27 protein-coding genes are annotated in these 26,969 nt (G+C 72.3%); 12 read left to right on the plus strand and 15 right to left on the minus strand.

Annotated features, from left to right (window positions below):
• Positions 1 to 13 precede the first annotated feature (13 nt).
• The 7 genes from murD to mraZ form a co-directional block, all read right to left on the minus strand.
• Positions 14 to 1,471, minus strand: a complete 1,458-nt coding sequence (gene murD, locus ABD205_RS10795) for a UDP-N-acetylmuramoyl-L-alanine--D-glutamate ligase (protein ID WP_344044819.1) — start codon at positions 1,469 to 1,471, stop codon at positions 14 to 16.
• Positions 1,471 to 2,538, minus strand: coding sequence for a phospho-N-acetylmuramoyl-pentapeptide-transferase (gene mraY / locus ABD205_RS10800; protein ID WP_344044820.1), 1,068 nt, complete (start codon positions 2,536 to 2,538; stop codon positions 1,471 to 1,473). The genes murD and mraY overlap by 1 nt, the downstream gene beginning before the upstream one ends.
• A gap of 105 nt (positions 2,539 to 2,643) precedes the next feature.
• Entirely contained in the window at positions 2,644 to 4,218 is a 1,575-nt protein-coding gene (locus ABD205_RS10805) for a UDP-N-acetylmuramoyl-L-alanyl-D-glutamate--2,6-diaminopimelate ligase (RefSeq protein WP_344044821.1), read from the minus strand.
• 25 nt (positions 4,219 to 4,243) lie between these two features.
• Positions 4,244 to 6,019 carry a peptidoglycan D,D-transpeptidase FtsI family protein gene (locus ABD205_RS10810; RefSeq protein ID WP_344044822.1) on the minus strand — a complete coding sequence of 592 codons (1,776 nt, stop codon included), beginning with the start codon at positions 6,017 to 6,019 and terminating at the stop codon, positions 4,244 to 4,246.
• 128 nt (positions 6,020 to 6,147) lie between these two features.
• Positions 6,148 to 6,603: a cell division protein FtsL gene (gene ftsL / locus ABD205_RS10815; RefSeq protein ID WP_344044823.1), complete on the minus strand. Its 456-nt coding sequence runs from the start codon at positions 6,601 to 6,603 to the stop codon at positions 6,148 to 6,150.
• The gene (rsmH, locus tag ABD205_RS10820; protein ID WP_344044824.1) at positions 6,600 to 7,586 is read right to left on the minus strand and encodes a 16S rRNA (cytosine(1402)-N(4))-methyltransferase RsmH; all 987 of its coding nucleotides are present in this window, start codon (positions 7,584 to 7,586) and stop codon (positions 6,600 to 6,602) included. The genes ftsL and rsmH overlap by 4 nt, the downstream gene beginning before the upstream one ends.
• Positions 7,587 to 7,800: 214 nt before the next feature.
• Complete coding sequence (mraZ, locus tag ABD205_RS10825) at positions 7,801 to 8,232, minus strand: division/cell wall cluster transcriptional repressor MraZ (RefSeq protein WP_344044825.1); 432 nt, start codon at positions 8,230 to 8,232, stop codon at positions 7,801 to 7,803.
• 314 nt (positions 8,233 to 8,546) lie between these two features.
• On the opposite strand from mraZ, the gene ABD205_RS10830 reads away from it, so the two are divergent.
• Genes ABD205_RS10830 through ABD205_RS10840 form a run of 3 tightly spaced genes read left to right on the plus strand, consistent with a single transcriptional unit; the run spans position 8,547 to position 13,093 of the window.
• Positions 8,547 to 9,551, plus strand: a complete 1,005-nt coding sequence (locus tag ABD205_RS10830; protein ID WP_425572829.1) for an AAA family ATPase — start codon at positions 8,547 to 8,549, stop codon at positions 9,549 to 9,551.
• 13 nt (positions 9,552 to 9,564) lie between these two features.
• Positions 9,565 to 10,824, plus strand: coding sequence for a DUF58 domain-containing protein (locus ABD205_RS10835; protein WP_344044826.1), 1,260 nt, complete (start codon positions 9,565 to 9,567; stop codon positions 10,822 to 10,824).
• Entirely contained in the window at positions 10,811 to 13,093 is a 2,283-nt protein-coding gene (locus ABD205_RS10840; protein ID WP_344044827.1) for a transglutaminase TgpA family protein, read from the plus strand. Before ABD205_RS10835 ends, ABD205_RS10840 begins: the two co-directional genes overlap by 14 nt.
• 132 nt (positions 13,094 to 13,225) lie before the next feature.
• Here ABD205_RS10840 and ABD205_RS10845 read toward each other — a convergent pair whose 3' ends face one another.
• From ABD205_RS10845 to ABD205_RS10860, 4 genes are all read right to left on the minus strand, one after another.
• The gene (locus ABD205_RS10845) at positions 13,226 to 13,645 is read right to left on the minus strand and encodes a DUF3040 domain-containing protein (RefSeq protein ID WP_344044828.1); all 420 of its coding nucleotides are present in this window, start codon (positions 13,643 to 13,645) and stop codon (positions 13,226 to 13,228) included.
• A 123-nt stretch (positions 13,646 to 13,768) separates the two neighbouring features.
• Positions 13,769 to 14,476, minus strand: a complete 708-nt coding sequence (locus ABD205_RS10850; RefSeq protein WP_344044829.1) for a class I SAM-dependent methyltransferase — start codon at positions 14,474 to 14,476, stop codon at positions 13,769 to 13,771.
• A 54-nt stretch (positions 14,477 to 14,530) separates the two neighbouring features.
• Complete coding sequence (locus ABD205_RS10855; RefSeq protein ID WP_344044830.1) at positions 14,531 to 14,983, minus strand: SAV_6107 family HEPN domain-containing protein; 453 nt, start codon at positions 14,981 to 14,983, stop codon at positions 14,531 to 14,533.
• Positions 14,984 to 15,174: 191 nt separating this feature from the next.
• Positions 15,175 to 15,672 (minus strand): hypothetical protein, encoded by a 498-nt coding sequence (locus tag ABD205_RS10860; RefSeq protein WP_344044831.1) that lies wholly within the window; start codon positions 15,670 to 15,672, stop codon positions 15,175 to 15,177.
• Between the two features lie 56 nt (positions 15,673 to 15,728).
• Between ABD205_RS10860 and ABD205_RS10865 the strand changes: the two genes are divergently transcribed.
• From ABD205_RS10865 to ABD205_RS10875, 3 genes are read left to right on the plus strand one after another with little or no spacing between them, the layout of a single operon-like run.
• Entirely contained in the window at positions 15,729 to 16,211 is a 483-nt protein-coding gene (locus ABD205_RS10865) for a YbaK/EbsC family protein (protein ID WP_344044832.1), read from the plus strand.
• Positions 16,212 to 16,226: 15 nt separating this feature from the next.
• Positions 16,227 to 16,817, plus strand: a complete 591-nt coding sequence (locus ABD205_RS10870; RefSeq protein WP_344044833.1) for a DUF4126 domain-containing protein — start codon at positions 16,227 to 16,229, stop codon at positions 16,815 to 16,817.
• Positions 16,818 to 16,835: 18 nt separating this feature from the next.
• On the plus strand, positions 16,836 to 18,146 hold the full coding sequence (locus ABD205_RS10875; protein WP_344044834.1) for a phytoene desaturase family protein: 1,311 nt from the start codon (positions 16,836 to 16,838) through the stop codon (positions 18,144 to 18,146).
• Here the strand turns inward: ABD205_RS10875 and metF are convergent.
• Positions 18,136 to 19,026, minus strand: coding sequence for a methylenetetrahydrofolate reductase [NAD(P)H] (gene metF / locus ABD205_RS10880; RefSeq protein WP_344044835.1), 891 nt, complete (start codon positions 19,024 to 19,026; stop codon positions 18,136 to 18,138). The two genes, ABD205_RS10875 and metF, sit on opposite strands and share 11 nt — an antisense overlap.
• A gap of 65 nt (positions 19,027 to 19,091) precedes the next feature.
• Here metF and ABD205_RS10885 point away from each other — a divergent pair, with 65 nt between their 5' ends.
• Positions 19,092 to 20,171, plus strand: coding sequence for a polyprenyl synthetase family protein (locus ABD205_RS10885; protein ID WP_344044836.1), 1,080 nt, complete (start codon positions 19,092 to 19,094; stop codon positions 20,169 to 20,171).
• Positions 20,172 to 20,191: 20 nt separating this feature from the next.
• Here ABD205_RS10885 and ABD205_RS10890 read toward each other — a convergent pair whose 3' ends face one another.
• Genes ABD205_RS10890 through ABD205_RS10900 form a run of 3 tightly spaced genes read right to left on the minus strand, consistent with a single transcriptional unit; the run spans position 20,192 to position 21,454 of the window.
• Positions 20,192 to 20,602: a barstar family protein gene (locus tag ABD205_RS10890; protein WP_344044837.1), complete on the minus strand. Its 411-nt coding sequence runs from the start codon at positions 20,600 to 20,602 to the stop codon at positions 20,192 to 20,194.
• A 25-nt stretch (positions 20,603 to 20,627) separates the two neighbouring features.
• Complete coding sequence (locus ABD205_RS10895; RefSeq protein ID WP_344044838.1) at positions 20,628 to 21,068, minus strand: guanyl-specific ribonuclease; 441 nt, start codon at positions 21,066 to 21,068, stop codon at positions 20,628 to 20,630.
• Positions 21,069 to 21,070: 2 nt separating this feature from the next.
• Positions 21,071 to 21,454 (minus strand): Rv2175c family DNA-binding protein, encoded by a 384-nt coding sequence (locus tag ABD205_RS10900; RefSeq protein ID WP_344044839.1) that lies wholly within the window; start codon positions 21,452 to 21,454, stop codon positions 21,071 to 21,073.
• A 113-nt stretch (positions 21,455 to 21,567) separates the two neighbouring features.
• Here ABD205_RS10900 and pknB point away from each other — a divergent pair, with 113 nt between their 5' ends.
• The 5 genes from pknB (at position 21,568) to ABD205_RS10925 (ending at position 26,943) form a co-directional block, all read left to right on the plus strand.
• Positions 21,568 to 23,523, plus strand: a complete 1,956-nt coding sequence (pknB, locus tag ABD205_RS10905) for a Stk1 family PASTA domain-containing Ser/Thr kinase (RefSeq protein WP_344044840.1) — start codon at positions 21,568 to 21,570, stop codon at positions 23,521 to 23,523.
• A gap of 121 nt (positions 23,524 to 23,644) precedes the next feature.
• Positions 23,645 to 23,809 carry a hypothetical protein gene (locus ABD205_RS10910; protein ID WP_344044841.1) on the plus strand — a complete coding sequence of 55 codons (165 nt, stop codon included), beginning with the start codon at positions 23,645 to 23,647 and terminating at the stop codon, positions 23,807 to 23,809.
• A gap of 117 nt (positions 23,810 to 23,926) precedes the next feature.
• Positions 23,927 to 24,790 carry a deoxyribonuclease IV gene (locus ABD205_RS10915; protein WP_344044842.1) on the plus strand — a complete coding sequence of 288 codons (864 nt, stop codon included), beginning with the start codon at positions 23,927 to 23,929 and terminating at the stop codon, positions 24,788 to 24,790.
• Between the two features lie 204 nt (positions 24,791 to 24,994).
• Entirely contained in the window at positions 24,995 to 26,035 is a 1,041-nt protein-coding gene (gene aroF, locus ABD205_RS10920; protein ID WP_344044843.1) for a 3-deoxy-7-phosphoheptulonate synthase, read from the plus strand.
• Between the two features lie 23 nt (positions 26,036 to 26,058).
• A complete protein-coding gene (locus tag ABD205_RS10925; RefSeq protein WP_344044844.1) occupies positions 26,059 to 26,943 on the plus strand; it encodes an NADase-type glycan-binding domain-containing protein in 885 nt (294 codons plus the stop codon).
• Positions 26,944 to 26,969 lie beyond the last annotated feature (26 nt).

Consider the following 26,969-nt stretch of genomic DNA (forward strand, 5'->3'; position numbering starts at 1 on the left):
GCCTGTCGGTGTCCTAGCGTCCCATCAGCTCCTGCACCGCCGCGGCGAACGCGTCACCGCGGGCGGCGTAGTCACGGAACTGGTCCATGGAGGCACAACCGGGGGCCAGCAGCACGGTGTCTCCGGGCTGGGCGAGGCCGGCGGCGGCCGCCACGACCTGTCGCATGACGTCCGGACCAGTCTCACTGGTCCCCGCGGTCACGACGGGCACATCGGGCGCGTGTCGCGCCAGAGCATGAGCGATCACGTCCCGGTCGCGTCCGGTGAGGACCACGGCGCGCAGCCGGCTCTTGACGGTCCGGACGAGGTCGTCGAACGTCGCGCCCTTCGCGAGGCCGCCCGCGACCCAGACGACCGGGTCGTAGGCCTGCAGGCTGGACTGGGCCGCGTGGGGGTTCGTGGCCTTGGAGTCGTCGACCCAGGTCACGCCGCCCTTCTCCCCGACGACGGTGATCCGGTGACCGCCGGGCCGGAACGCGCGCAGGCCGTCGCGGACGGCCGCCTGGCTGACGCCGTGCGCACGCGCCAGGGCCGCGGCCGCGAGGGCGTTGGCGACGAAGTGCGGCGCAGGGCTGGCGAGGTCGCCGATCTGGCAGAGCTCCGCGGCGCTCGTCGCGCGCTCCTCGATGAACGCGCGGTCGACGAGGATGTCCTCGACCACGCCGAGCATCCCGACCCCCGGCATGCCGAGGGTGAAGCCGATGGCACGGGCACCCTCGACGACGTCGGCCTCCTCGACCAGCCGTCGGGTGGTCTCGTCGGCGACGTTGTAGACGCAGGCCCGCGACACCCGCTCGTAGATCCGGCCCTTGTCGGCGGCGTACCCGGCCATCCCGCCGAGATCGTCGTACCAGTCGAGGTGGTCCTCCGCGACGTTGAGCACGGCGGACGACTCCGCTGCCATCGACTCGGTGTAGTGCAGCTGGAAGCTGGAGAGCTCGACCGCGAAGACGTCGTACGGCGTCGGGTCCATCACCGCCTCGACGATCGGGAGACCCACGTTCCCGACGGCGGCGCTGCGCAGGCCGGCCGTCCGCAGGATGGTGTCGAGCATCTCGGTGGTGGTCGTCTTGCCGTTGGTGCCCGTCACCGCCAGCCAGGGGGCCGGGCTGTCCGGGTCACGGAGCCGCCAGGCGAGCTCGACCTCCCCCCACACGGGGATCCCGCGGTCGCGCGCCTGCGCGAGCAGGCTCGCCGACGGCCGCCATCCGGGGCTGGTCACCACGAGGTCCACGTCGTCGGGCAGCGTCTGCGTCGCGCCTTCGCCGAGCCGGAGCGTCGCGCCGAGCACCTCGAGGAGCTCGGCCTTCTCGGCGCGTTCGCCGTCGGCCGCTCGCTCGTCCAGCGCTGTCACTGCCGCGCCGAGGTGGAGCAGGTTGTCCGCGGCGGCGAACCCGGAGACGCCGAATCCGGCGACGACCGCGCGCACGCCCGCCCACGAGTCGTGCCTGCCGAGGGTGCGGGGATCCATCAGTTCCCCGTCACCCACTCGGCGTAGAAGATCCCGACGCCGGCGGCCACGCAGAGTCCGGTGATGACCCAGAAACGGATCACGACCGTCACCTGCTCCCAGCCGAGCATCTCGAAGTGGTGGTGGATCGGCGCCATCTTGAAGATCCGCCGGCCCCGGCTGACCTTGAAGAAGCCGACCTGCAGCATCACGGAGAGGGTCTCGACCACGAAGAGGCCGCCGAGCACGACGAGCAGGAGCTCGGTGCGCGACAGGATCGCCAGGCCGGCCAGCGCGGCGCCCAGCGCGAGCGAGCCGGTGTCGCCCATGAAGATCTGCGCCGGCGAGGCGTTCCACCACAAGAAGCCGATGCAGGCGCCTGCGATCGACGCGGCCACCACGGCCAGGTCGAGCGGGTCGCGCACGTCGTAGCACTTGCTGTTGAGCGTGACGCCGCACGTCTGGTTGGCCTGCCAGATGCCGACGACGACGTACGCCGAGAAGACCAGCGCGCTCGCGCCGGTGGCCAGGCCGTCGAGACCGTCGGTGAGGTTGACCGCGTTGCTGAAGCCGGTGACGAAGAACCAGATGAGCAGCAGCACCACGACCGTCGGCAACGTCCAGCCCCAGTCGCGCAGGAAGGAGATGTGGTTCGACGCTGGGTCACGGCCGGCCTCGTCGTCCAGCCTGTCCCAGAGCGCGAGGACGCCGAAGATGACGGCGATGACCGTTTGCCCGATCATCTTCGCCTTGCTGCGCAGCCCGAGGTTGCGCTGCTTGTAGATCTTGATGAAGTCGTCGAGGAAGCCGACGAGGCCCGTGCCGACGAAGAGGAAGAGCAGGAGCAGGGCCGAGTACGACGGCTGGACGCCGGTCGCCAGCTTGGCTCCGAAGTAGCCGACCACCGCGGCCACGAGGATCGCGACGCCGCCCATCGTGGGCGTCCCCCGCTTGACGTGGTGCGTGGTCGGGCCGTCCTCGCGGATCTCCTGCCCGTAGCCCAGGCGGGTGAACTGCCGGATCGCGATCCGGGTGCCGAGCAGCGAGACGAGCAGGGCGAGACCTCCACCCAACAGGATCGCTCTCATGACTCCATCACCACTGGCTCGGTGCTCCCTCGCTGTTCGTGTGCGGACCCTCCCGGTCCACGCGCTGGGCCCGGACCATCCTGCCGTACGCCCCTCCCGGGCATCTCACGCCATGCCGGTGGTTCCCCGCAGGCGTGTGATCAACACCTCTCGGGCAACCTGTCGGTCGTCGAAGGGATGCACGACTCCCGCGACCTCCTGACCGGTCTCGTGACCCTTGCCTGCGACCAGGACGATGTCCCCCGTCGCGGCGCGCGCGACCGCCTCCGCGACGGCGGCGCGCCGGTCCCCGATCTCGACCACCTCGGCGCTGCCCCTGCGAGCACCGGCGAGGACCGCCGCGCGGATCGCGGCAGGGTCCTCGTCGCGCGGGTTGTCGTCGGTGACCACGACGACGTCGGCCAGCCGCCCCGCCAGCTCCCCCATCAGCGGCCGCTTGCCGGCGTCGCGATCGCCGCCGGCGCCGAGGACGACGATGACCCGCCCGTCGGTCAGGGGTCGCAGGGTCCTGATCGCGGCCTCGACCGCGTCCGGCTTGTGCGCGTAGTCGACGACGAGGGTGAAGTCCTGGCCGGCCTCGACCCGCTCCAGCCGGCCAGGGACGCCGCTCGACTGCCCGATCCCGTTGGCGACCCGGGTCGCATCCAGCCCTGCCTCGGCCGCCGCTGCGATCGCAGCGAGCGTGTTGGTGACGTTGAAGTCCCCGGGCAGCGGGCAGCGTGCCTCGAGCCGCACGTCGGGGCCGACCACGGTGAAGGTCGACCCCTGCGGGCCGAGCTCCACGTCGACGGCACGCCAGTCGGCGTCGGAGTTGGTCGAGAAGGTCCTGACCGGGATCGGCGCCTCTGCGGCGAGCCGACGGCCGTGCTCGTCGTCGATGTTGACCAGCCCACGCCGGGCGCGCTCGGGGGTGAAGAGCGACGCCTTCGCGGCGTAGTAGTCGGCGACGTCGCGATGGAAGTCGAGGTGGTCGCGCCCCAGGTTGAGGAAGACCGCGACGTCGAAGACGACTCCGTCCACCCGACCCAGCACCAGCGCGTGGCTGGAGACCTCCATGGCGCACGCCGTGACCTTCTGCTCGCGCATGCGCGCGAACAGGGCGTGGAGGTCCGGGGCCTCCGGTGTGGTCAGGGAGGTCTTCACGTCCTTGCCCGCGATCCGGGTGCCGACGGTGCCGATGACGCCGGCCGTCACGCCCGCCCGCTGGAGGCCGCCCTCGAGCAGCCGGGTCGTGGTGGTCTTGCCCTGGGTGCCGGTGACGCCGATCATCCGCAGGGCGGCCGCCGGGTCGCCGTACACGCGAGCGGCCACGCGGCCGAGCGCCTTGCGGGGGTCCTCGGTCACGACCACGGGTACGCCGGCCAGCAGCGGCGATCCCGGCCGGACCAGGCTGGCGCCGACCACGTCGGTGAGGACGGCGACCGCGCCGGACTCGAGGGCGTCGCCGACGAAGTCGATGCCGTGCACCCGCGACCCCGGCAGGGCGGCGTACAGGTCCCCGGGGAGGATGCGCTGGGTGCTCAGCGAGACGCCGGTGACGACGGTGGCGTCGTCGCCCAGGACGGTCGTCTCGTCGGGCAGCACGTCCTGCAGCTCGCGCAGCGTCGTGCGAGGAGGCCGCTGCGGACGCGTCGCGGCGACGGTCATCCGCTCGCCGGCGCGATCGGTCTCGTGGGGCATCGGACGATCATCCCAGGCCGGGCGGTCAGTACTTGAGCCGGCCCGGGCCCCACTCCACCGGCAGGTGCGAGGGCTTGGTGCCGGTCGGCGGCACGCCGTAGCGGCGCAGCAGGAAGCTCATGACCTTGGAGAAGACCGGACCGGCGAGGGAGCCGCCGCCCTTGTTGGTCTTGGGGTTCTGGATCGCGACGTAGACGGTGAATCGCGGGTTGTCGGCGGGCGCGAAGCCCGCGAAGGACACGGTGAGCGACCCGTCGTAGCACTTGCAGGCCGGGTTGGCCCGCTGCGCGGTGCCGGTCTTGCCCGCCACGCGGTAGCCGGGCACCTGAGCGCCGGGCGCGGTGCCGGTCGCCGGGTCGGGCACGCGCTCCATCATCTGCATCATCTGCCGGGCGGCCTCCGCGCTGACGACCCGCTCGGTCGTGGTGCGGTCGGTCCCGACGGTCTGACCCGCGTCATTGGTCGCCGCGCCCTCGATGAGGCTCGGCGAGACCCGGACCCCGCCGTTGGCGACGGTGTTCACAGCGGTGGCCATCTGCAGCGCGTTGACCGAGACCGACTGACCGAAGTCGACGCGGTCCTGGATCTGGTGGTTCCACTGGGACACGCTCGGCAGGATCCCGGGCGACTCGCCGGAGAGCCCGACGCCGGTGCGCTGCCCGAGTCCGAACTTCACCAGGTAGTCGCGCAGCTGACCGTCGTCGAACTTGTCGGCGGCCAGGACCGTGCCGATGTTGGACGACTGCGCGACGACGCCGGCCAGCGTCCAGTGCTTGGTCGGGTGGTCGAACCAGTCGTGGATGACGCGGTCCTGCCGGGCCAGCGAGTTAGGGACGGTGAGCCGGGTGCGGTTGGTGACCTTGCCGGCGTCGATCAGCGCCGACAGGGTCAGCACCTTCTCCACCGAGCCCGGTTCGTAGACGTCGGACAGCGCGCGGCTGCCGCGATCGGCCTTCGGGGACTGGGCAGGGTTGTTCGCGTCGAACGTCGGGTAGTCGGAGAGCGCGAGCACCTCGCCGGTGCGGGTGTCCATCGCGATCGCCACACCGGACTCCGAGCCCGACGTGGTCACGGCGTCGGCGAGGACCTTGTCGGTGTACCACTGCGCGTCGCGGTCGATCGTCGTCTTCAGGTCGTGCCCGTTGACCGGCGCCACCGTGGTGCTCTGGCCGAGCGGGATACGGCTTCCACTGGCCACCTCGTACGTCGCCGTGCCGTCCGTGCCGGCCAGCTGCTTGTCGAACGTGCGCTCCAGGCCGCCGAGCGACTCGTCGGTCCCGACGAAGCCGACCAGGTTGGCGGCCAGGTCGCCACCCGGGTAGTCGCGCACCGGGTCGCGACGCGTGGTCAGCCCCGTGTAGCCGAGCGCCTCGGCCTCCTTGACCGCTTCGGTGGCGACGGTCGCAGGGATCCGACGGGCGACGTACTCGAAGCGGCTGCCGCCGCTGCCGCGCAGCCGCTTGAGCGCGGCGAAGTAGTCGATGTCGAGCTTGTTCGCGAGGAACTTCGCCAGCTGGGGGGCGCGCTTGGAGGTCAGCAGCGGGTCGGCGACCACCATCAGACCGTCGACGGAGTCGGCGAGCGGCTCGCCGTTGCGGTCGAGGATGTCGCCGCGGTTGGCGGGCAGGACGACCTGCACCATGTTCGCCTTGCGGGCCGCGGCCGCGTAGGAGTACGGGTCGAAGCCCTGCAGCTGCACGAGGCGCGCCCCGAAGAGCGAGAGCACCATCGCGATGAGCACGAAGCCCACCCGGAGGCGGAAGTGCGGTGAGCCGCGCCCTACGTCGCGCTTCGTGGCCACCCGCTCCCCCTCGCCTGTCCTCAACGCTTGTTACTGGTGTGACTGATGTGATTCGTCGGTTGCAGTCTCGCCGCTCTCACGCGGATCGGACGGTCACCGACGCCGCGTGTCGCCGTCCGGACGGCGGCTCACCGGAAGCTGGGCTTGCGGACGGGCACCCACAACGGAGGCGTGACGTCGCCGTTGGCGGGGGCCGGCTCACCGCTGACCTTCCCGGTGCCGAGCTGGAGCATGGCGACGTTGCCCGGGATGACCATGCCCTGCTTCTCGGCAGCTTCGGCCACATGCTGAGGATCCCGCAGCTTCTCGAGGTCCATCTCGAGCGACTCCTGCTGCGCGGCGAGCGTGGTCGCCTGGTTCTCGAGCCGGGACTCCGTGAAGGCCGCCTGCTGCATCGAGGTGTTGAAGCAGAGCAGCCCGACGACGCCACCGAGCAGCATCAGGCTCACCAGCGTGACGAACGGGAAGCGCGATGCCTGCACCCGTCGGCGCGGAACGACGCTCAGCCGTGCGCGCTGCAGGGCGCTCGGCTCGAGCCAGGCCAGTCGGCGGGAGACGATCTTCGATGCGGCGGCGTTGCTCATGATGCTCCCCGGGGTGGTGCTGGGCGGACTCGTTCGACGGCGCGCAGGCGGACCGAGGCCGCGCGAGGGTTCTGGGCGATCTCGGCGGCGTCGGCCTGCTCCGCTCCGCGGGTGACGAGCCGGTGCGTCGGCTCCATCCCCTCGGGCACGAACGGCAGGTCGGGCGGGACGTCGAGCTTCGTGACGGCGGTGAACGCCTGCTTGACCAGCCGGTCCTCGAGGGAGTGGTACGCCTCGACGACCACGCGGCCACCGACGCCGATCGCGTCCACGGCCGCCGGGATCGCACGGCGCAGCACGGCCAGCTCGTCGTTGACCTCCATCCGCAGCGCCTGGAACGTGCGCTTGGCAGGGTGGCCCCCGGTGCGGCGCGCCGGCGCCGGGATCACCTCGTAGAGCAGCTCGACCAGGGGCCCGCTCGTCGTCCACGGCGTCGTCTCGCGCCGGCGGACGATCGCGGCGGCGATCTTGGAGGCGAACTTCTCCTCGCCGTACACGCGCAGCACGCGGGCGAGGTCGGCGGCGGAGTAGGTGTTGAGGACGTCGGCCGCGGTCCGGCCCGTCGAGTCGTCCATCCGCATGTCGAGCGGCGCGTCCTCGGCGTAGGCGAAGCCACGCTCGCGGACGTCGAGCTGCATCGACGAGACGCCGAGGTCGAAGAGCACGGCGTCGACGGTGGCCAGACCGAGGTCGGCCATCACGTCGGGCAGCTCGTCGTACACGGCGTGCACGCCGGTGAAGCGGTCGCCGTACGGCGCGAGCCGCTGCCCTGCCATCGACAGTGCGTGCAGGTCCCGGTCGATGCCGACCAGCCGACAGGTCGGGATGCGCTCGAGGATGGCCTCGCTGTGGCCGCCGAGACCGAGCGTGGCGTCGACGACGACGGCGCCCTCGCGGGTGAGGGCCGGTGCCAAGAGCTCCACGATGCGGTCGAGCAGGACCGGAACGTGGCGCGGTGCGCCTGTCCCTTCGCTGCTGCTCATCTCGACCCCACTGGTGTTCTTCCGTCCCTGGAAATGTGGTGCGGCTCCGTAGGACCAGGTCTCATGCCCGCTCGCTTGAGTGGCGCGCCTTCTGGAACCGGGGAAGTGCCCCAGGGGCGGGAGGTCGTCTGGAACCGGGGAAGGTGCCCCAGATGACCGCGAGCGGGACTGAGACCTCGTCCTGCGGAGCCGCTGTTCAGTTGTGTCCGGTGCGTCAGCTCTGCGCTGCCGGGTCCTCGTCGAGCTCGGCGAACTTCGCCTGCGCCTCGGCCGAGTAGTCGCGCCAGCGCTCCGGGTCCCAGATCTCGATCCGGTCCATCACGCCGATGACGACGACGTCCTTGGTGAGGCCGGCGTAGGCGCGCAGGAGCGGGGAGATGCTGATCCGCCCCTGCTTGTCCGGGACGCCCGGCTCGGCACCACCGAAGAGGACGCGGGCGTAGTCACGTGCTCCCCGCGAGGTCATCGGCGTCTGCTGTGCCCGCTGGGCCTCGGTCATGAAGACGTCCTCGGGCCACACGACCAGGCAGTTCTCCTGACCCTGCGTCACGACGACCCCCTCCGACAGCCGATCCCTGAACTTCGCGGGGAGGAAGAGACGGCCCTTCTCGTCGAGCTTCGGAGTGAAAGTGCCCATGAAGAACATCCGGGCACCCCCCCCTCGGTCCGACCAGGCCACTCCACGTTCATGGCCTCGTCCTCCACTTTGCACCACCGTACCCCACTTTCCTCCACCGTCAACCACCGGGCGCGTGTCTGCGCCCCGTTTCCTCCCCCAACGGCGCCCGATGGCCGGTGGAGGGCCGTCTTGCGGGCGCGCTGAACCGAGCGGGACGCCGCTCCGTGGAGCAGATGTGGAGAAACGAGGTGGAGGAAGGTGGAGCGCGATGCTTGCCGTTCGCCGTACGGTTAGGTCAATGCCCCGCGAAGATGCGGACGGCCTGCGCCGGAAGGACACACGTGAGTACGCCGACCGCTGACAGTTCAGCCACCCGTCCCTCGGTGCCCGGCGCCGACCTGGAGACCCTGTCCCGGGTCGCCGGGCGGATCCGGGGCAACATCGAGCGCGTCATCGAGGGCAAGCCCGACGTGGTGTTCTCGACGATCGTCGTGCTGCTCGCCGAGGGCCATCTCCTGATCGAGGACGTGCCGGGCGTCGGCAAGACGCAGCTGTCCAAGGCGCTCGCCCGCTCGATCGACTGCACGGTCCGGCGCATCCAGTTCACGCCCGACCTGCTGCCCTCCGACGTCACCGGCGTCTCGGTGTTCAACCAGAACACCCGCGAGTTCGAGTTCCGGCCCGGCGGCGTCTTCGCCAACATCGTGGTCGGCGACGAGATCAACCGGGCCTCGCCGAAGACGCAGTCCGCACTGCTGGAGTGCATGGAGGAGCGTCAGGTCACGGTCGACAACACGACGTACCAGCTCGAGGCGCCGTTCATGGTCATCGCGACCCAGAACCCCATCGAGATGGAGGGCACCTACGCCCTGCCGGAGGCGCAGCGGGACCGCTTCATGGCCCGTGTCTCGGTGGGCTACCCCGTGCCGGCCGCCGAGATCGCCATGCTCGCGACCCACACGCAGATGAACCCGCTCGACGACCTCGAGCCCGTCACCGACGCCAGCGAGATCCGCAAGCTCATCGGGATCGTCGGCCAGGTGCACGTGTCCGACGCCGTGCAGCGGTACGCCGTGGGTCTCACCTCGGCGACGCGCTCGCACGACGAGCTCAGCCTCGGCGCCTCGCCGCGTGCGACGCTCCACCTGGTCCGGGCCGCGAAGGCCAGCGCAGCCCTGCACGGGCGCGACTACGTGCTGCCCGACGACGTCTCGTCGCTCGCGGCCCCCGTGCTCGCCCACCGGCTGCTGCCGACCGTCGAGGCGACCATGACCGGCCGCTCCCCCGCATCCGTGCTGGACGGGATCCTCGCCTCCGTGCCGGTCCCGGCCGGCAGCGGAGGGTGACGCGAGGTGCACCGTGCGTGAGGCGCTCTCCGGCCTGACGCTCCGCGGGCGGGCGTTCCTCGCCGCGGGCACGAGTGCCGTCGTATGTGCGGTGCTGCTCGGGCAGTCCACCCTGGTCCGGGTCGGCGTGCTGCTCGTCGCCCTCCCCCTCGTCACCGCGTACGCCGTCGGCCGGGCGCGCTACAAGCTCTCGCTGGTCCGCAGCGTCAGCCCGCAGGTGGTCCCCGCCGGCCAGCCCGCTCGAGTCCGGCTGACCCTGCGCAACGACGGCCGGATGCCCACCGGCGCGCTGCGCATCGAGGAGCACGTGCCCTACGCCCTCGGCGGCCGGCCGCGCTTCGTCGTCGAGGGCATCGAGCACGGATGGCGCGGCAGCGTCGAGTACCCGGTCCGCGCCGAGACGCGCGGCCGCTACGAGCTCGGCCCGATGACGGTCCGGGTCGGCGATCCGTTCGGCCTCGTCGAGCTCGCCCGCGCGTTCAGGACGACCACTCCCCTCGTGGTCACCCCCCGCACCGTGGCGCTCGCGCCGATCCCGCTGACCGGGTCGCTCACCGGCTCCGGCGACCAGCGGCCGCGCGCGTTCGCCGGCGGCAGCGCCGAGGACGTGACCGTGCGCGAGTACCGGCGCGGCGACGACCTGCGCCGCGTGCACTGGCGCAGCTCCGCCAGGATCGGCGAGCTCATGGTGCGCCGCGAGGAGCAGCCCTGGCAGACCCGCGCGACGGTCTTCCTGGACAACAGGATCGGCGCACACCGTGGCGAGGGCCTGGCCTCCTCCCTCGAGACCGCTGTCTCGGTCGCGGCATCGGTCGCGATGCACCTGGCGGGGAGGGGCTACACCGTCCGGCTCGTCACCGCCGGCGGCGAGGACCCGGCGACCTCCTGGCAGCGCGACGACACCGAGGTGACCGCCGGGCGGCTGCTCGAGGCGCTCGCCATGATCGAGCCGCTGCCGAACACCACGCTCGACACCGGCTGGCTGCGCGACCAGGGGTCCGGTGCACTCACCGTGGCGGTCCTGGGCGGCCTGAGCGGCCCCGACCTCGCCGTGATGCGGCGGGTGCAGCACCACGCCGGGACGTCACTCGCGATCGCGCTCGACGTCGACGCGTGGGGTGCGACGAAGCTGCCGACCGGCGGTGCCACAGGCTGGCTGCTGCAACAGGGCTGGCGCGCGGTCGCGCTGACTCCTGACGACCGCATCGACCGGGCCTGGCAGGAGCTGGGCGCCGTACGAGGTGTGCGGGGGGTGACTCGTGCGCATTCGTGACACGGCGTACGCACCGCTCCTCCAGGCGATCGTCGCCGCGGCGACGGTGTGGGCGACGACGCTGTCCTGGAGCGCGTTCTCCCAGGACGCCCCGTCCTACCTCCGCCCCCTGCTGCTCGTCGGCCTCGTCGTGGCCCTGACCGGTTCGCTCGCGCGCTGGGCCCGGCTCCCGTGGGGGCTGATCGTCCTCGCTCAGCTCGTCGTCGGCGGCGCCGTCGTCAGCCTGTACATCACCGGCTCGCTCGTGCCGATCGGCGGCGCGTGGGACGAGCTGCGCGCCGAGCTCTCCCAGGCCCGTGAGGTCGTTCGCACCCAGCGCCCACCCGTCACCGTCGCCGGCGGCATCGCACCGCTCCTGGTCGGGGGTGGCCTGCTCTGCTTCGTGATCGTGGACCTGCTGGCCTGCACGTTCCGTCGAGCAGCGCTCGCGGGCCTGCCGCTCCTGGCGATCTATGCCGTCCCCTTCTCCGTCGTCGAGGGTGGCCTGCCGTGGTGGGGCTTCGCCCTGAGCGCGGCCGGCTTCCTGTCCATGCTCGTGCTGAGCCAGAGCGAGATCGTCGGCAGGTGGGGTCGCCGGCTGGACTCGACCCGTGCCTCGGGCCCCCAGGAGAGCGCGGCCGCGGTCTACGTCGGCAGCGTCGCGACGGTCCTCGCACTGATCCTGCCGAGCCTGGTGCCGACGCTCGACCTGCACCTGTTCGGGCTCGGTCCGGGCAGCGGCAACGGCGGCCGGATCACCGTGACCAACCCCCTCGTCGACCTGCGGCGCGATCTCGTCCGCGGCCCGGACATCCCCGTCATCCAGGTGACGACGGACGACCCGAACCCGTCGTACCTGCGCATCGCCGTGCTGAACCGCTTCGGCGAGAACGAGTGGACCGCCGGCAACCGGACCGTGCCCGCCAACAACGACGCCGAGGGTCCGATGCCCGGCCTGCTCGGTGTGGCCACGTGGGTGAAGCGCACGACGTACGACTATCGCGTCGAGGTCGGTCAGCGGTTCGACTCGCGCTGGCTGCCGACGCAGGCGCCGATCTCCGAGATCCACGCTGCCGGCGACTGGCGCTTCGACACTCGGACGATGGACTTCCTCGCCGGGCCGCACCAGGGGTCCGCGGCCGGCATGAACTACCGGATGACGTCCGTCGACCTCGACCTCTCCACTGCCGACCTCATCAACGCACAGGCCTCGCCGGGCACGGTGGGCTCGTCCTATCTCGACCTGCCGGCCGACTTCCCTGCCAGCGCGCGGACGCTCGCCAAGAACGTGACGGCCTCCGCCGTCGGCGACTTCGCGAAGGCGGTCGCGCTGCAGGACTGGTTCCGCCAGGACGGGGGCTTCGTCTACGACGACACCGTGCCGATCGGCAGCAGCCCGGGTGACCTCGAGAGCTTCCTGTCCACCGCGGGCGGTGGGCGTCGCGGATACTGCCAGCAGTTCGCGGCCGCGATGGCCGCGATGGCCCGCGCGCTCGACATCCCGGCGCGCGTCGCCGTCGGCTTCCTCGCTCCGGACAAGGTCGGATCGGGGCGCTGGGAGTACAGCACCCACGACATGCACGCATGGCCGGAGCTGTTCTTCAGCGGCGCCGGCTGGGTGCGCTTCGAGCCCACTCCGGCGGCCCACGTGCCGAACGTGCCGAGCTACACGCGCAACCTCGACACCGCGCACCCGAACAACGGCCCGAGCCTCGCGACGAGCTCCGCGCAGCCGAACGCCCAGGCGTCCAACGCCCAGCGGCCGCAGCAGGAGAACTCGTCGGCGACGGGGTCGGGCAACGCCACGTCGCACGTGGTGCTGTGGTGGACGGTCGGCGTGCTCGTCGTGGCCCTCGTCTCCGGCGGTCTGGCGCTCGTCCCGTCGCGGGTCCGGCGCCGGCGCCGTACGACACGGTTGGGCGCCGCCAACGCCGAGGCCGCGTGGGCGGAGATCCGCGACACTCTCGTCGACCTCGGACTGCTGTGGCCGCCGGGGCTCTCTCCGCGAGCGGTCGGGCACATGCTGGAGCGTTACGTCCTCGGCGACGACCGGGCAGCGCTGTGGCGGATCGTGGAGGCCGTCGAGGTGTCGCGCTACTCACTCCGACCGCCAGTCGTCGTCGACCCGGCAGACGTCCTCGCCGTGCTCGCGGCGCTGCGCGACGCCGTGCCCGAGCGGGCCGTACGCCGGGCTGACTGGTGGCCCCGGTCCGTGCTGCAGCGCACGCCGGTCGAGCCAGGAACGTCGGAGGTCGTCGACGAGGTCTCTGCCGAGACGTCAATCCGATAGGTCCGAGACGTCAATCCCCACGGCGCGAGACGTCAATCGGTCAGCGCGGAATGACGTCTCGGACCGTGGGGATTGACGTCTCGGACCGTGGGGATTGACGTCTCGGCGTGGGGTGACCAGCCGGCGGTGGGGTCACCAGCCGGCGTTGCCGTCCCGACGACGCTGCCAGCGCTGCTCCATGCGATCCATGAACGAAGCGTGCGTGCGCCGGTTTCGACCGCGACGCCCGCCTTCGAAGACGGTGAAGCCGTGGCTGGGGTGACTGGGCGAGGTGTGCGCGACAGGCTTCGAGCGCAGTGCCGCAAGGCCGACCGTCGCGGAGCCGAGCATGATGACGAATCCGACGATCCCGACGACGGGGAGCTGGGTGATCACGCCGGTCATCAGCAGAGCGACGCCGATGACGAAGACGACACCCGCCACGACGGCGCGGCGACGCGCGGCTCGGCGGAACGAGGTGCCGCGCAGGGTCGACGCGAACTTCGGGTCCTCCTGGAGGAGGGCGCGTTCCATCTGCTCAAGCAGCCGCAGCTCCTCTTCCGAGAGTGGCACCGGTCCTCCCGCTGGTCCGAGGCGGCAGTGCCGCCGCGTTGATTCGTCTACTACCAGTCTAGGCAGCAGGTTGTCGCCACGGTACCCAGGTGGGGAAAAATGGCATCCCCCGAAATGTGGGGTCTACGGATGCGTGGCGACCAGGTGCAGCTGCGCGGCGAGCGGCAGGAAGTCTGAACGCTGTGAGACCGCGTGCTCCAGCTCGGCCAGAGCCGCAGGTGCACCGGGCTCGAGATCGAGCAGCGAGCCCGGGACCAGATCCGCGAAAACGCGGACGCCGTGCACCGAGTCGACGGCGAACCCTGCTCCTGCGAGCAGGTCGACGGCCTCCGCCGAGGTGAAGCGCCGCCCCGCGCGTCCGGACGGCCCGGTGTCGTCGAGCATGGCGAGCGCCTGCGCGAAGTGGCCCGCCATGGCCCGCGCGACGACGGACGCGTTGCGCTGGGCGACGAGAAGGCTCAGCCGTCCGCCGGGGCGGAGCACCCGGGCCAGCGTCGCCAGTGCAGCGGCCGGATCCTCGACCACCTCGAGCACCCCGTGGCAGAGCACGAGGTCGGCACCCGAATCAGGCACTCCGAGCGCCGCCAGGTCACCCTGGCGTCCCTCGACCTCGACGCCGATCTCGCGCGCACGGCGCGCAAGGGATGCCAGGGCGTCAGGACTCGGGTCGACGACTGTGACCCGGTGGCCCAGCTCGGCGACCCGGACGGCGAAGCCGCCCGTGCCGCCACCGATGTCGAGGACGTCGAGCGGCGGGGCGTCGAGGATCGGCTGGAGCGTGTCCCACACGACGGCCGTGCGGGCGCTCCCCCGGCGTTCGCTGACGGTCATGTCACCACCCTAGTGGCCCGCATGCACCCGTCCGCGGCATCAGCCACGCGCCGGTCAGCCCACGCGCCGGTCAGCCCCCGCGGCGACGGCGGGATGCGGCACCAGACCGAGCGACTGCTCGACGACGGCGAGGAACCGGTCCGCGTCGCGGACCAGCTGGTCCGCCTCGACCGCACTCACGGCGCGGGTTGACCCGGCTTCTGCGGCGGCCCGCTTCGCCGCGCCCGCCGAGAAGTACGCCGCCCACTCCCCGAGCTCTGGAGCCACCTCGCTGAGCAGGACCCATGCGTTGCGCTGCGGTCGACGGCGACCACTGAGGGACGGGACGGAGCGGGCGCCCAGCAGTGCCGCCGCGGCCTGCAGCGCCGCAACGTGGGCGCATGCATAGCGGGTGGCGACGTCGTCGGCCTCGATCGCCTCGGCCAGGGACGACGCCGACCGCAGCAGGTAGGCGTGCGTCGTGGCGGGCAGGAAGGCCGGCACGGCCTCGGTCGTCACCTGGGTCATCGCGGTGCTCCTCTCCGTGGCCCGGCGGAGGCGGGGGTCGAGGTCGCCTCCGCCGGACCAGTGTCGAACATGTGTTCGATATTCAGACGGTAACGCCGCTCTGCCGCCCGGTCAAGGGCCACATCGGGCGTCGAGAGGAGTCAAGCAGCGACCGCCGACAGTCCTGGAGGCGCGAGGAGCCAGGGCCGGAGTCAGGCTGTCGGTCGCAGCGGCTCGGCCTCGGGATCGGCGTGGATGTAGGCCGTCGTGTCGGGGTGCCAGAGCGGCACCATCATCGCGGCGAAGAGTGCGAGGCCGACGACGGTGCAGACGTCGAACACCACCGGCTGCCCGACCCGCAGCCCGGCGATCCCCGCGACGGCGGAGAAGAACAGCAGGACGGTGATGCCGAGCCGCGCCCATTCGTAGCCGTTGTTGAGGAACACGCCCAGCACCGCGGTCAGCCCGGCGAGGACGACGTACAGGGTGATCGCGACGGGGACGAACCGTGGCGGCTGCACCGACCCCTCCTTGACCGCCTCCAGGCCGCGGGTGTTCAGGACCTCCCGCACCGCCGGGTTGCCCTCGGCCCAGGAGCGGATCAGGTCGTCCTGCCGCGTGACGATCAGCACCACCGCCACGGCGCCGAGCACCACCAACGCGGCCAGCAGCCTCAGGGCCAGGGTCAGCGACGCGGGCCGCTCGTCCACTCGTGCACTCCGTTCAGTCGTCCGCTCGTCCGCCAGGAATCGCTAGGGTCGGGCGCATGACGTCCGACCTCACCGAGCACCCGTCCGTCGTCCGCTTCCGCGAGGAACACGCGGAGCGGGGCGGCACGGGTGACATCGTCATTCTGCCCGACTCGGTGCACACCGCCGCACTGGCCGCCGCCGCACTCGGTTGCGAGGTCGGCGCGATCGCCAACAGCCTGGTCTTCGACGCAGGCGGCACGCCGGTGCTGGTGCTCACCTCGGGCGCTCACCGGGTCGACACCGCCGCGACGGCCGAGCGCATCGGCGTCGAGCGGCTCAAGCGTGCGCAGCCCGACTTCGTGCGGGAGCACACGGGCCAGGTCATCGGCGGGGTCTCCCCCATCGGCCACCCGGCGCCGATCCCGACGTACGTCGACACCTGGCTCCAGCGCCACCCGGTGCTCTGGGCGGCGGCCGGCCACCCGGCCACCGTCTTCTCGACGACGTACGACGAGCTGCTGGCCCTGACCGGCGCCACGGCGATCGACGTGGACTGACGGGGCGCCCCGGACATGGACACCCTCGCGCTGACCTTCACGAGCGGCTGGGGCAGCGGGCTCAACGCCTATCTGGTCGTGCTCGTGCTGGGCATCGCGGACCGCATCGGCGGGTTCGCCGACATCCCCGACGCGCTCGGCACCTGGCCGGTGCTCCTGGCGGCCGCGGTGATGTATGCGATGGAGTTCGTCGCGGACAAGATCCCCTACATCGACTCGACGTGGGACGCGATCTCGACGGCGATCCGCCCGACGGTAGCCGCCGTCATCGGCGTCCTGATGGCCGGGGACGCCGGCTCGCTCGACCAGGCTGTCAGCGCCGTCGTCGGCGGTGGCACGGCGCTGCTGTCGCACTCCGTGAAGGCCGGCAGCCGACTGGCCATCAACACCTCCCCGGAGCCGTTCAGCAACATCGCCGCCAGCCTCACCGAGGACGCCGCGGTGCTCGCGGTGGTCGGCTTCGCCATCCATCACCCGCACGCCGCCGCGGCGATCGCGGCCGTGCTCTTGATCGCCGGGCTGGGCATGCTCTACCTCCTGGCCCGGGTGATCCGGCGCGGCTGGCGCCGGTGGAAGGGCAAGGGCCCGCGGCGGGCGACGGCCTGACGGCTAGGGTTTCGGCCCGTGACACGGGTGGTGGTGGTCGGCGGCGGATTCGGCGGGCTCGCCGCCGCGGCCCGGCTCGCCAAGCTCGGCCACGCCGTGACCCTGCTGGAGGCCGCACCCGCGCTCGGCGGGGCCCTGCGCCCGGTCGAGCAGGACGGGTTCGTGTGGGACGCCTCGGCCACGACGACGCTCCTCCCGGCCGTCGTGCGCGACCTCTTCCGCAAGTCGGGTCGGCCGCTCGAGCGCGAGCTGGACCTCGAGCACGTCGAGGTGATCCGGGAGCACCGCTTCGCGGACAGGACGTCGCTGCGGCTGCCTGGCGGCTCGCGCGCGGCCCAGCTCGCCGCGTTCGACGGGCTGACGGACAGGCGCGGTCGGCCGCAGGGCCAGGCGTGGGTCGACCACGTCGCCTCCTACGGAGAGGTGTGGGAGCTCCTGCGTCGTCACGTCTTCGAGGCGCGCACATCGAGCCCACCGGCCGAGGTGACCGCACTCCTGCGCAGCCGCGAGATGCTCCACCGTCGTCTCCGCGCGGACTTCGCCGACCGACGCCTGCGGCTCGTCGCAGGCCATCCCTTCGAGGCGGCGGGTCATGCCCTGCACGACGTGCCGGCATGGGCCGGCCTGACGGCGTACCTGGAGCAGCGCTTCGGGGCATGGCGCCCGGCCGGCGGCATGGCGGCGCTGGCCGGAGTGCTGGCTGACCGGATGACGACGCGGCGGGTGGAGGTGCACACGTCGACCGTCGTGGACGACCTCGTCGTCCGGAGTGGCCGGGCGGTCGCCGTACGCACCCGGGCGGGCGAGATCGACGCCGACGCCGTCGTCGTGGCGATCGACCCGCGCCGCCTCGCGACCCTGGCGCCGTACGCCGCCCGGACGACACCCGCGATCCCGCCGGCCATCGTCCACCTGGGCCTGAACGGTGACGTCCCCGCCCTGCCGGGCGAGCTGGTGCTGCACGGCGACCCCACCCTGGTGGTCAGGCCCGGCGGCACGGCGCCCGACGGCGGGCACGCCTGGACGGTCCTCGTCCGCGGCCGCCTCCAGGAGGACGTGCTGCTCGCGCTGGCCCGGCACCGGGTCGACGTACGCCAGCAGGTCGCCACCCGGCTCGACCTGTCGCCCCGGGACCTCGTGGAGCGCTGGCGCGGCTCACCGCTCGGCGTGGCCTGGCGCGGCCGGTCGACCGCACGGCTCGGCCCGACGACCCCGGTCCCGGGCGTCTACGCCGCGGGAGCCCACGCCGTCGCCGGCGACGGGCTGCCCTTCGTCGGGCTCTCCGCGGCGCTCGTCGCGCAGTCACTCGGCCCGTCGGTCACACGGTGACGTTGAGCTTCGCGAAGACCTCGAGCGTCGCCTTGGAGCGGTTGAGCGTGTAGAAGTGCAGCCCGGGCGCGCCGCCCTCGAGGAGGTCCTCACACAGCTCTGCGGCCAGGGCGATGCCCTCGGCGCGGACGGCCGCCGGGTCGCTCGCCCTGGCCTCGATCCGGGCCACGATCTCGTCGGGCACCGAGGTGCCGATCAGCTCGCCCTGACGGCGGATCGCGGCGAGGTTCAGGATCGGCATGATGCCCGGCAGGATCGGCATGTCGACACCCCGGGCGCGCACCCGCTCGACCAGGTCGAAGTAGTCCTCCGCGCGGAAGAACATCTGCGTGACCGCGAACGCGGCACCCGCCTGGGCCTTCGCGACGAGCACGTCGGCGTCGGCGTCGAGCGAGGCAGCCGACGGGTGGCCCTCGGGGAAGGCGGCGACGCCGATGTCGAAACCGCCGCGCGCGCGGACGAGCTCGACGAGCTCCGTGGCGTAGGTGAAGCCGCCGGGCGTCGAGGTCCACGGCGCGCGCGGGCCCTCACTCGGGTCGCCTCGCAGCGCCATCACGTTGCGCACGCCCGCCGCGGCGTAGTCGTCGAGGATCGCCTCGATCTCGGCGACCGTGTGGCCCACGCAGGTCAGGTGCGCCATCGGGACCATCGACGTCTCGCGCGCGATCCGCTCGGTGATCTTGACGGTCTTGTCCCGGGTCGAGCCGCCGGCGCCGTACGTCACCGAGACGAAGGTGGGCGCGTAGGGCTCCAACGCCGCGATCGCCGACCAGAGCTGCTGCTCCCCGGCCTCGTCCTTGGGCGGGAAGAACTCGAACGAGAACGACCGGCCGCCCTCGCTGATCAGGCGGCCGATGTGCTGCGCGTCGCTCTCGGTCATGCCCGTCATCCTAAAGAACGGGGCCGCCCGAACCTCGCATCGTCCACCCTTTAGTCTCGACCTCCGTGAGCCACACCCCCGTGACGTCCTGGGACGCGGACGGCTTCCGCGCACGCGTGCAGGCGGCGCTGGACGCGTTCCTCGACCGTCAGGCAGCCGTCCTGGTGCCGCTCGGCTCCGACGCCGCCAGGCTGCTCGAGCAGGCGCGCGTCACGGTCAGCGGCGGGAAGCGGTTCCGGGCGGCGTTCTGCTACTGGGGCCACCGCGCGTTCGCACCGGGCGACGTCGACGAGGACGTCCTCGTCCGCGCCTGCGCCGCCCTCGAGCTGCTGCACGCCTCGGCGCTCGTGCACGACGACTTCATGGACGCCTCCGACACGAGGCGGGGCCGGCCGGCGACCCACCGGGCGCTCGAGGCCGAGCACCGCGGCGCGGACTGGCGCGGCGACCCCGAGCAGTACGGCGCTGCCGCGGCCATCCTCCTCGGCGACCTGCTCCTGGCCTGGGCCGACGAGCTGCTGCGTCGCTCCGGCTTCCCGGTGGAGCGGGTCGCGCCGGCGCTCGAGGTGTTCGACCTGTGCCGGACCGAGGTGATCGCCGGCCAGTTCCTCGACGTCTCCGTGCAGGCGCGCGGCCGCGCCGACGTCGACACCGCGATGACAGTGCTGCGCTACAAGTCCGCGAAGTACTCCATCGAGCGGCCGCTCCACATCGGCGCCGCGCTGGCCGGCGCCTCCGCCGACGACCTCGCGACACTGACCGCCTTCGGCCTGCCGCTGGGTGAGGCCTTCCAGCTGCGTGACGACCTGCTGGGCGTGTTCGGCGACCCCGCCGAGACCGGCAAGCCGGCCGGCGACGACCTCGTGGAGGGCAAGCGGACCGTCCTCGTCGCGCTGGCGCTCGACGAGGCCTCCCCCGGCGACGCGGCCGTGCTCGACGGCGCGCTGGGGCGGCCGCTCAGCGTCGAGCAGGTCGACGAGCTGCGCGGCATCATCGACGCCTCCGGGGCGCGCGAGCAGGTCGAGGCGGCCATCGCGGGGCTCACCGGCTCCGCGGTCGCGGCGCTCGAGCGCGCCGACGTCGACGAGCACGCCCGCGGCGTACTGCTCGGTCTGGCGCGTGCCGCGACCCAGCGCACCGTCTGAGGTCGGCCGATCCGGTCGCCTCAGTCGAGCGACGGTACGTCGATCTCGGGGCCCTCGCCCCGCAGCAGGACCGCGAGCCCGCCCTGCTCCGCACGGTCGTTGAGCAGGCTCGTCACCCTGTCGAACGTGTCGCGGTCGGCCCGGGCGATCGGGCCCCACTCGTCCCACAGCAGCAGCATCGGCCCGTCCACGTCGCGCAGGACGTCCCACACGGCATCGAGGTTGTGCCCGTAGTGGTCGGGCGCGCCGACGGCTGCGCCGAGCGCACCCATCAGCGCCGTCTTGTCCTCGACCCCGACGCCGTCGACCCGGGCGAACCGCCAACCGGCGTGCTCCACCGTGTGCCGGACGTCGGCGGGGCCGAACGCCGCGTGCCAGCGGTACACACCCGGTGCGTGGTGCCCGGCCAGGATGCCCGCGAGCCCGCTCATCGCCTGCTGTCCCTTCGAACCATCTTCATCGCCTGACTCTCTCGAAGTGCGAGTAGTGGTCGGCGGTCCAGTAGAACTCACCGCCGTCACCAGTGATGATCCGCCGTGCGCCGCGATCGCGCGACCCCGGAGTCGGAACGGTGTACTCGGCGTAGTAGCCCCGCGGCTGCTTCGGCAGCAGTCCTTCGAGGTTGCCGAACGTGCTGCCGTCCTTGCCGGGATACGGGAACGGACCACCGGAGTCGATCAGCCGAAGCGTGTCCTGCGCCTGCGCGGGGAGGTCGGAGGCGTCGATCCAGGGCAGGCCGGACGCCGGGTCGACGTCGGTCGACGCACGGACGGACCCCGTCGTGTCCCGCTGCGGTTGCGCGGCAGGGTCGTCGCCCGACCGGCCCCACAGCATGACCGCCACCACGGCCAGCACCGCGACGACCGATCCGATCGTCGACAGCGCCCTGCGGCTCATCCTCAGAAGGCCATCGCCTGGGCTCGGCGCCTGGCCTCGGCGCCCCGGTTCTCGCGCAGCGCGTCGATCGGCCGGCCGGGCAGGTTCGCGTCCAGGTAGAGCCAGGCGATGCACTCGCGGTCGTCGTAACCGCCGTCGTGCAGGACGGTCAGGAGCCCGGACAGGCCCTTGACGGGCTCGCCGTCGACGATGAAGTCGGCCGGCACCCGCTGGCCGGCACCCTTCTCGCCCGGGTTCGGCACCGCCGCCGCCAGCTGATGCTCACGGATCATCGTGCGCACCTTGCCGACGGTCACGCCGAGCCGCTTCGCGGCCTCCGCCCAGTCGATCCAGTCGGTCACCAGCGCGGCCAGGTCGTGGTCGGCGAGTCGAATCGGAGCGTCCATGGGGGTGATCCTAGGCGGCGCCTGCTGGCGAGTCGCGACCCGCCGGCGGCTCCGTGGATCCGTACCATGGCATCGAGCCGGTCCCTTCCCCGACCGGTAGCAGGAGGGTCGACATGCAGGCTGACCGGCGTGGGCAGAGCCGTGCCGGCGCTGAGGCGCGCGTCGACCACGATCCGCTGACCGGCCGCACCCTGGACGGCCGCTACCGGCTGACATCGCGCATCGCGCGTGGCGGCATGGCCGGCGTCTACGAGGCGACCGACCTGCGGCTCGACCGCACCGTCGCGGTCAAGGTCATGCACAGCGGCATGGGCGGCGGCGACGGGGAGTTCGCCGCCCGCTTCGTGCGCGAGGCGCGCGCGGCCGCCCGGCTGTCGCACCCGAACGTGGTCGCCGTCTACGACCAGGGCGAGGACTCCGGCTCCCCCTACCTGGTGATGGAGCTGGTGCCGGGCCACACGCTGCGCGACACGATCACCTCACAGAGCCCGATGGCCCCACGACGCGCGCTCGCGGTGCTCGAGCCGGTCCTCGCCGCGCTCGCCGCGGCCCACCGGGCCGGCCTGGTGCATCGCGACGTCAAGCCCGAGAACGTGCTCATCTCCGACGAGGGCGCGATCAAGGTCGCCGACTTCGGGCTCGCGAAGGCCGTGACCGCCGACACGCAGCACACCTCGACCGGCGTGCTGATCGGCACCGTGTCCTACATCGCGCCGGAGATCGTCACCGAGGGTCGCGCCGACGCGCGCGCGGACGTCTACGCGGCCGGGGTCGTGCTCTACGAGCTGCTCACCGGCCGCAAGCCCCACGAGGGCGAGACGCCGATCCAGGTCGCCTACAAGCACGTCCACGAGGACGTCCCCCCGCCGTCGCGGCTGGTGCCCGGCCTCCCGGCGTACGTCGACGCGCTGGTCGCCCGCGCCACCGCCCGCGAGCCCGGGCTGCGGCCTGCGGACGCCGGGGTGATGCTGCGTCAGGCGCAGCGCGTCGCCTCCGCGCTCGCGGCCGGCATGAGCGAGGACGGCGAGCTCACGGCCGACCTGGCGCTGCCGCCCCGGGTGAGCCCCGACACCAGGCAGCTGTGGGCCGAGGACACCAGCCACTCGACGCGTGCCGTGCAGCGCCCGGCGCCCGCACCGGCGCCGGCCCCCGCGCCCGCCCCCGTGCGCCTCGCCGCGCCGCCCCGTCGACGCAGGCGCGGACCGCTGGCGGTCGTGCTGGCCGTGCTCCTCGTCGCGGCGCTCGGCGCCGGCGCGTGGTGGTTCGGCTACGCGCGCTACACCAGCACGCCGGGTGTTCTCGGCCTCACCCAGCAGGCGGCGACGACCCGGCTGAAGGCGGCGGGGCTCGACGTCGCGGTCGGCGCGCCGGCGTACTCCGACACCGTCAAGGCGGGCCGCGTGCTGCGCACCGACCCCTCCGGCGGCGACCGCGTCCTCGACGGCGGCACGGTGACGCTCACGCTCTCGAAGGGCGCGGAGCAGTACCAGCTGCCCGACCTGGCCGGGAAGACCGTCGACCAGGCCCAAGACGCTCTGCTCGCCATCAAGATGACCTACGGCAAGGCCGTCCCGAAGTGGTCCGACACCGTGCCTCAGGGCCAGGTCATCCGCTCCGACCCGGCCGCGGGCACGACCCTGCGGCCGGGCACTCCCGTCGACGTCTGGGTGAGCAGGGGCCGCCAGCCGGTCACGGTCACCGACTGGAGCGGCAAGGACGCCGATGCCGCGAAGGCGGCGCTGCAGAAGGCGGGGCTGAAGGTCGAGACCACCGGTCAGTACGACGACCGTGTGCCCGCCGGCCGGGTGATCAGCCAGAGCCCCGACACCGGCACGCTCTACAAGGGCGACACGGTCAGCCTGGTGGTCTCCCGAGGGCCGGAGCTCGTCGAGGTCCCGCGGGTGACCGGCCACGGCATCGGGTCGGCCACCGACGACCTGAGAGCGGCGGGCTTCAAGGTGCAGGTCGAGCACTACAGCCCCTTCTTCGGACTCGGCTTCGTGATGAAGCAGGACCACGCCGGCGACATGCTGCCCAAGGGCTCCACGATCAAGGTCTGGATCTCCTGACGCCTCAGGTGCCGTCCGGTCGTGTTTGTCGGCAACAGAGCTGCGACGAGCACCGTCGACTCATAGCGACCTGGGCACAGGCGTGCGCAGTCTTCGATGCCAGTGGCACGAGGAGGACGCCGTGATCAGGTTGATCCTGTTGGTGCTCGCCGTGGGCGCGCTGCTCGCCCTCCTGTGGTGGAGCGCCGGTCTTCCGGAGCGCGGTCCGGGCGACAGGCTCGCGCGCAAGTACAGGAAGTCCGGCGGGGGCTGGTCCGGCGGCGGCTGGTTCGGCGGCGGGCGGTAAGGGCGATCCTGGCCGTCGCTCGACGAGCGACGCTCCGATTGCCGTCGGGTCAGCCCGCGACCCTACCCTGACGCCGTGCCGAGTCCCGCCGCGATTGACCATCGACAGTCCCGACCTGTGGGCACCCACGTCCAGGTCGGCAAGGGGCTGGTCGCCGGAGCGCTCGCCCAGGCCGACCTGCTCGGCTGCGAGACGGTGCAGATCTTCGTCGGCAACCCGCGCGGCTGGGCCCTCTCGCAGGGCAGGCCGGCGGAGGACAAGGAGTTCAGGCGGCAGCTCGAGAGTCGCGGCATGCGCGCCTTCATCCACGCGCCGTACCTGGTGAACCTCGGCTCCCCCACGCCCGCGACGTACGAGAGGTCGGCCGCGACGGTCGCTCACAACCTCCGCCGGGCGGTCGAGATCGGGGCGGAGGGCGTGGTCGTGCACACGGGGTCGTTCGTCTCGACCGACGGCGACCCAGAGGCGCAGCTCGCGACGGCGATGCGCCAGGTGCGGGAGGCACTGCTGCCGGTCCTCGAGACGATCGAAGGCGAGGACGCGCCGTGGCTCCTGCTCGAGCCGACGGCCGGCCAGGGCCGGTCGCTGTGCGCGGGGGTCGAGGACCTGACGGCGTACCTCGCCGCGCTCGACCTCCACCCGAAGGCCGGCATCTGCCTCGACACCTGCCACGTCTTCGCGGCGGGCGCGCCGCTCGACGAGCCCGGCGGCGCGACCGCGACCGTCGACCGCATCGCCGAGATCGGCGGGCCCGGCCGGCTTCGGCTGGTCCACGCCAACGACTCGATGGACGTGCGCGGCGCGCACCTGGACCGTCACCAGAAGATCGGGCAGGGCCACATCGGCACCGCTGCGTTCCAGGAGCTCTTCGCCCACCCGGCGACCGAGGGCGTGCCGTTCGTCCTGGAGACGCCTGACTCGCGCGACGCCGACAACGTCGACATCCCGCTCCTCAAGCGGCTGCGCGAGATGTCCCAGTAGTCGGACGCCCAGTCCCGCATCCCGGACGGCTGGGCTAGTGTCTCCGCCGTGACGCCGACTTCGTATTTCTTCGGACGCCTGCCGGGAGCTCCCGTGCGGGCCGTCCTGTCGTAAGGACCGCTCACACACCAACGAGACGCCCCGGCCGGTGCCCGGGGCGTTCGTCATATCCGGGGCCGGGCGGGCCGACGAGAGGAACACATCATGGTCGTGGTCATGGCTCCGGACGCCACCGACGAGGACATCGCGCGCGTCGTCGAGCGGGTCGAGAGCGTGGGCGGTGAGGCGTTCGTCAGCAAGGGCCTCACCCGCACCATCATCGGACTGGTCGGCGACATCGACTCGTTCCACCACCTCAACCTGAGGACGCTGGCCGGGGTCGCGGACGTGCACCGGATCTCCGACCCGTACAAGCTGGTGAGCCGTCAGCATCACCACGAGCGATCGACCGTCTGGGTGCGCGGCGTGCCGATCGGGCCCGACACGTTCACGTTCATGGCGGGCCCGTGCGCCGTCGAGTCCCCGGAGCAGACGCTCGAGGCCGCGCAGATGGCCAAGGCGGCGGGCGCGACGATCCTGCGGGGAGGCGCGTTCAAGCCGCGCACGTCGCCGTACGCCTTCCCGGGGCTGGGCGTCCGCGGCCTCGAGATCCTCGCCGACGTACGGGCTGCGACCGGGCTCCCGATCGTCACGGAGGTCGTCGACGCGCGTGACGTCGCGGTCGTGGCCGAGCATGCCGACATGCTGCAGATCGGCACCCGCAACGCCCAGAACTTCGGGCTGCTCCAGGCGGTCGGCAACGCGGGCAAGCCGGTCCTGCTCAAACGGGGCTTCAGCTCCACGATCGAGGAGTGGCTGATGGCCGCGGAGTACGTCGCCCAGCGCGGCAACCTCGACATCGTGCTGTGCGAGCGGGGCATCCGCACGTTCGAGCCGTCGACCCGCAACACCCTCGACATCTCCGCGGTGCCGGTCGTGCAGGCGACCTCCCACCTCCCGATCATCGTCGACCCGTCGCACGCGGCCGGCCGCAAGGAGCTCGTCGTGCCCCTGTCGCGGGCATCGATCGGCGTCGGCGCGGACGGCATCATCGTCGACGTCCACCCCCACCCCGAGGACGCCCTGTGCGACGGTCCGCAGGCGCTTCTGGGCAGCGAGCTGCGCGAGCTGGCGGGCGCGGTCCGGACGATGCCGGGACTGCTCGGCCGCGTCGACGCTTCGGAGCGAGCACGGATCTTGGCGTAACCTGCCGTGCGATGAAGTTCTGCATGCAGTGTGGCCATGAGCTCGGGGCCAGCCGCACTTGTCCGAGCTGCGGCACGACCGTCCCGGTCGAGCCGCTGCCCGCCCCGCAGCTCCCGGCGGACGGTGTGCGCTATCCGCTCTTCGCCGACGAGGTCGACTCCGTCACCGTCAACACGTCGGGTCGGGTCCTCATGGCACCCGTCGAGTCGGTCGGCGCCTCCGCGTCGACGCCGACCGAGACCCAGGTGCGGCTGCCGTCCGTCCCGGTGGTGCCGCCGCGCCGCGTGCCGGGCACGTTCTGGCTCGCCCTGGCGGCGGTCGTCGTGGTCGCGCTCCTGGCCGGAGCGTGGCTCCTCCTGCACGGCGGTTCGTCGGACTCCGGCCGCAAGGACGTCCCGACGCCGACCGCCGGGGCCGCGGGCGGGGCCGACGACGTGGCCGCGACCGCGACCGCCTCGGCGCCGTTGACCAGGGCGCCGGGCGTCGACACGGCGGGCAACAAGACGACGTACGACGCCTCGAACATGCTCGACGGCGATCCCACCACCGCCTGGGAGATGCCCGGCGACGGCACGGGCAAGGAGCTGACCTTCACGCTCGCCAAGCGGACGCACCTCACGCAGGTCGGCCTCATCAACGGCTACGCGAAGGCGAGCGGCCAGGGCGCGGGCCGTGTCGACTGGTACGCCGGCAACCGTCGGATCCTCCGGGTCGAGTGGCTCTTCGACGACGGCACGTCCGTCACCCAGGACCTGCGCCAGACGACTGACGTGCAGACGACCGCGGTCCACGTGACCGCCAAGACCGTCCGCCTTCGCCTGGTCGAGGTCACCGCCCCGGGCAAGGGCGCCGCGGCGCGGAACATGACCCCCATCAGCGAGATCGCGCTCTCAGGCACCGCCGGCTGAGCCCCGACCTGGGTATCCTCACCGAG

Source organism: Nocardioides panacihumi, from assembly GCF_039530925.1.
GTDB classification, from domain to species: domain Bacteria; phylum Actinomycetota; class Actinomycetes; order Propionibacteriales; family Nocardioidaceae; genus Nocardioides; species Nocardioides panacihumi.

What these genes read in the sequence shown, in the direction of transcription:
- murD (WP_344044819.1), bottom strand. Translation starts at nt 1,471, where the DNA reads ATGGATCCCCGCACCCTCGGCAGGCACGACTCGTGGGCGGGCGTGCGC.
- mraY (WP_344044820.1), bottom strand. Translation starts at nt 2,538, where the DNA reads ATGAGAGCGATCCTGTTGGGTGGAGGTCTCGCCCTGCTCGTCTCGCTG.
- ABD205_RS10805 (WP_344044821.1), bottom strand. Translation starts at nt 4,218, where the DNA reads ATGCCCCACGAGACCGATCGCGCCGGCGAGCGGATGACCGTCGCCGCG.
- ftsL (WP_344044823.1), bottom strand. Translation starts at nt 6,603, where the DNA reads ATGAGCAACGCCGCCGCATCGAAGATCGTCTCCCGCCGACTGGCCTGG.
- rsmH (WP_344044824.1), bottom strand. Translation starts at nt 7,586, where the DNA reads ATGAGCAGCAGCGAAGGGACAGGCGCACCGCGCCACGTTCCGGTCCTG.
- mraZ (WP_344044825.1), bottom strand. Translation starts at nt 8,232, where the DNA reads ATGTTCTTCATGGGCACTTTCACTCCGAAGCTCGACGAGAAGGGCCGT.
- ABD205_RS10850 (WP_344044829.1), bottom strand. Translation starts at nt 14,476, where the DNA reads ATGACCGTCAGCGAACGCCGGGGGAGCGCCCGCACGGCCGTCGTGTGG.
- ABD205_RS10855 (WP_344044830.1), bottom strand. Translation starts at nt 14,983, where the DNA reads ATGACCCAGGTGACGACCGAGGCCGTGCCGGCCTTCCTGCCCGCCACG.
- ABD205_RS10865 (WP_344044832.1), top strand. Translation starts at nt 15,729, where the DNA reads ATGACGTCCGACCTCACCGAGCACCCGTCCGTCGTCCGCTTCCGCGAG.
- ABD205_RS10870 (WP_344044833.1), top strand. Translation starts at nt 16,227, where the DNA reads ATGGACACCCTCGCGCTGACCTTCACGAGCGGCTGGGGCAGCGGGCTC.
- metF (WP_344044835.1), bottom strand. Translation starts at nt 19,026, where the DNA reads ATGACCGAGAGCGACGCGCAGCACATCGGCCGCCTGATCAGCGAGGGC.
- ABD205_RS10890 (WP_344044837.1), bottom strand. Translation starts at nt 20,602, where the DNA reads ATGAGCGGGCTCGCGGGCATCCTGGCCGGGCACCACGCACCGGGTGTG.
- ABD205_RS10895 (WP_344044838.1), bottom strand. Translation starts at nt 21,068, where the DNA reads ATGAGCCGCAGGGCGCTGTCGACGATCGGATCGGTCGTCGCGGTGCTG.
- ABD205_RS10900 (WP_344044839.1), bottom strand. Translation starts at nt 21,454, where the DNA reads ATGGACGCTCCGATTCGACTCGCCGACCACGACCTGGCCGCGCTGGTG.
- pknB (WP_344044840.1), top strand. Translation starts at nt 21,568, where the DNA reads ATGCAGGCTGACCGGCGTGGGCAGAGCCGTGCCGGCGCTGAGGCGCGC.
- aroF (WP_344044843.1), top strand. Translation starts at nt 24,995, where the DNA reads ATGGTCGTGGTCATGGCTCCGGACGCCACCGACGAGGACATCGCGCGC.
- ABD205_RS10925 (WP_344044844.1), top strand. Translation starts at nt 26,059, where the DNA reads ATGCAGTGTGGCCATGAGCTCGGGGCCAGCCGCACTTGTCCGAGCTGC.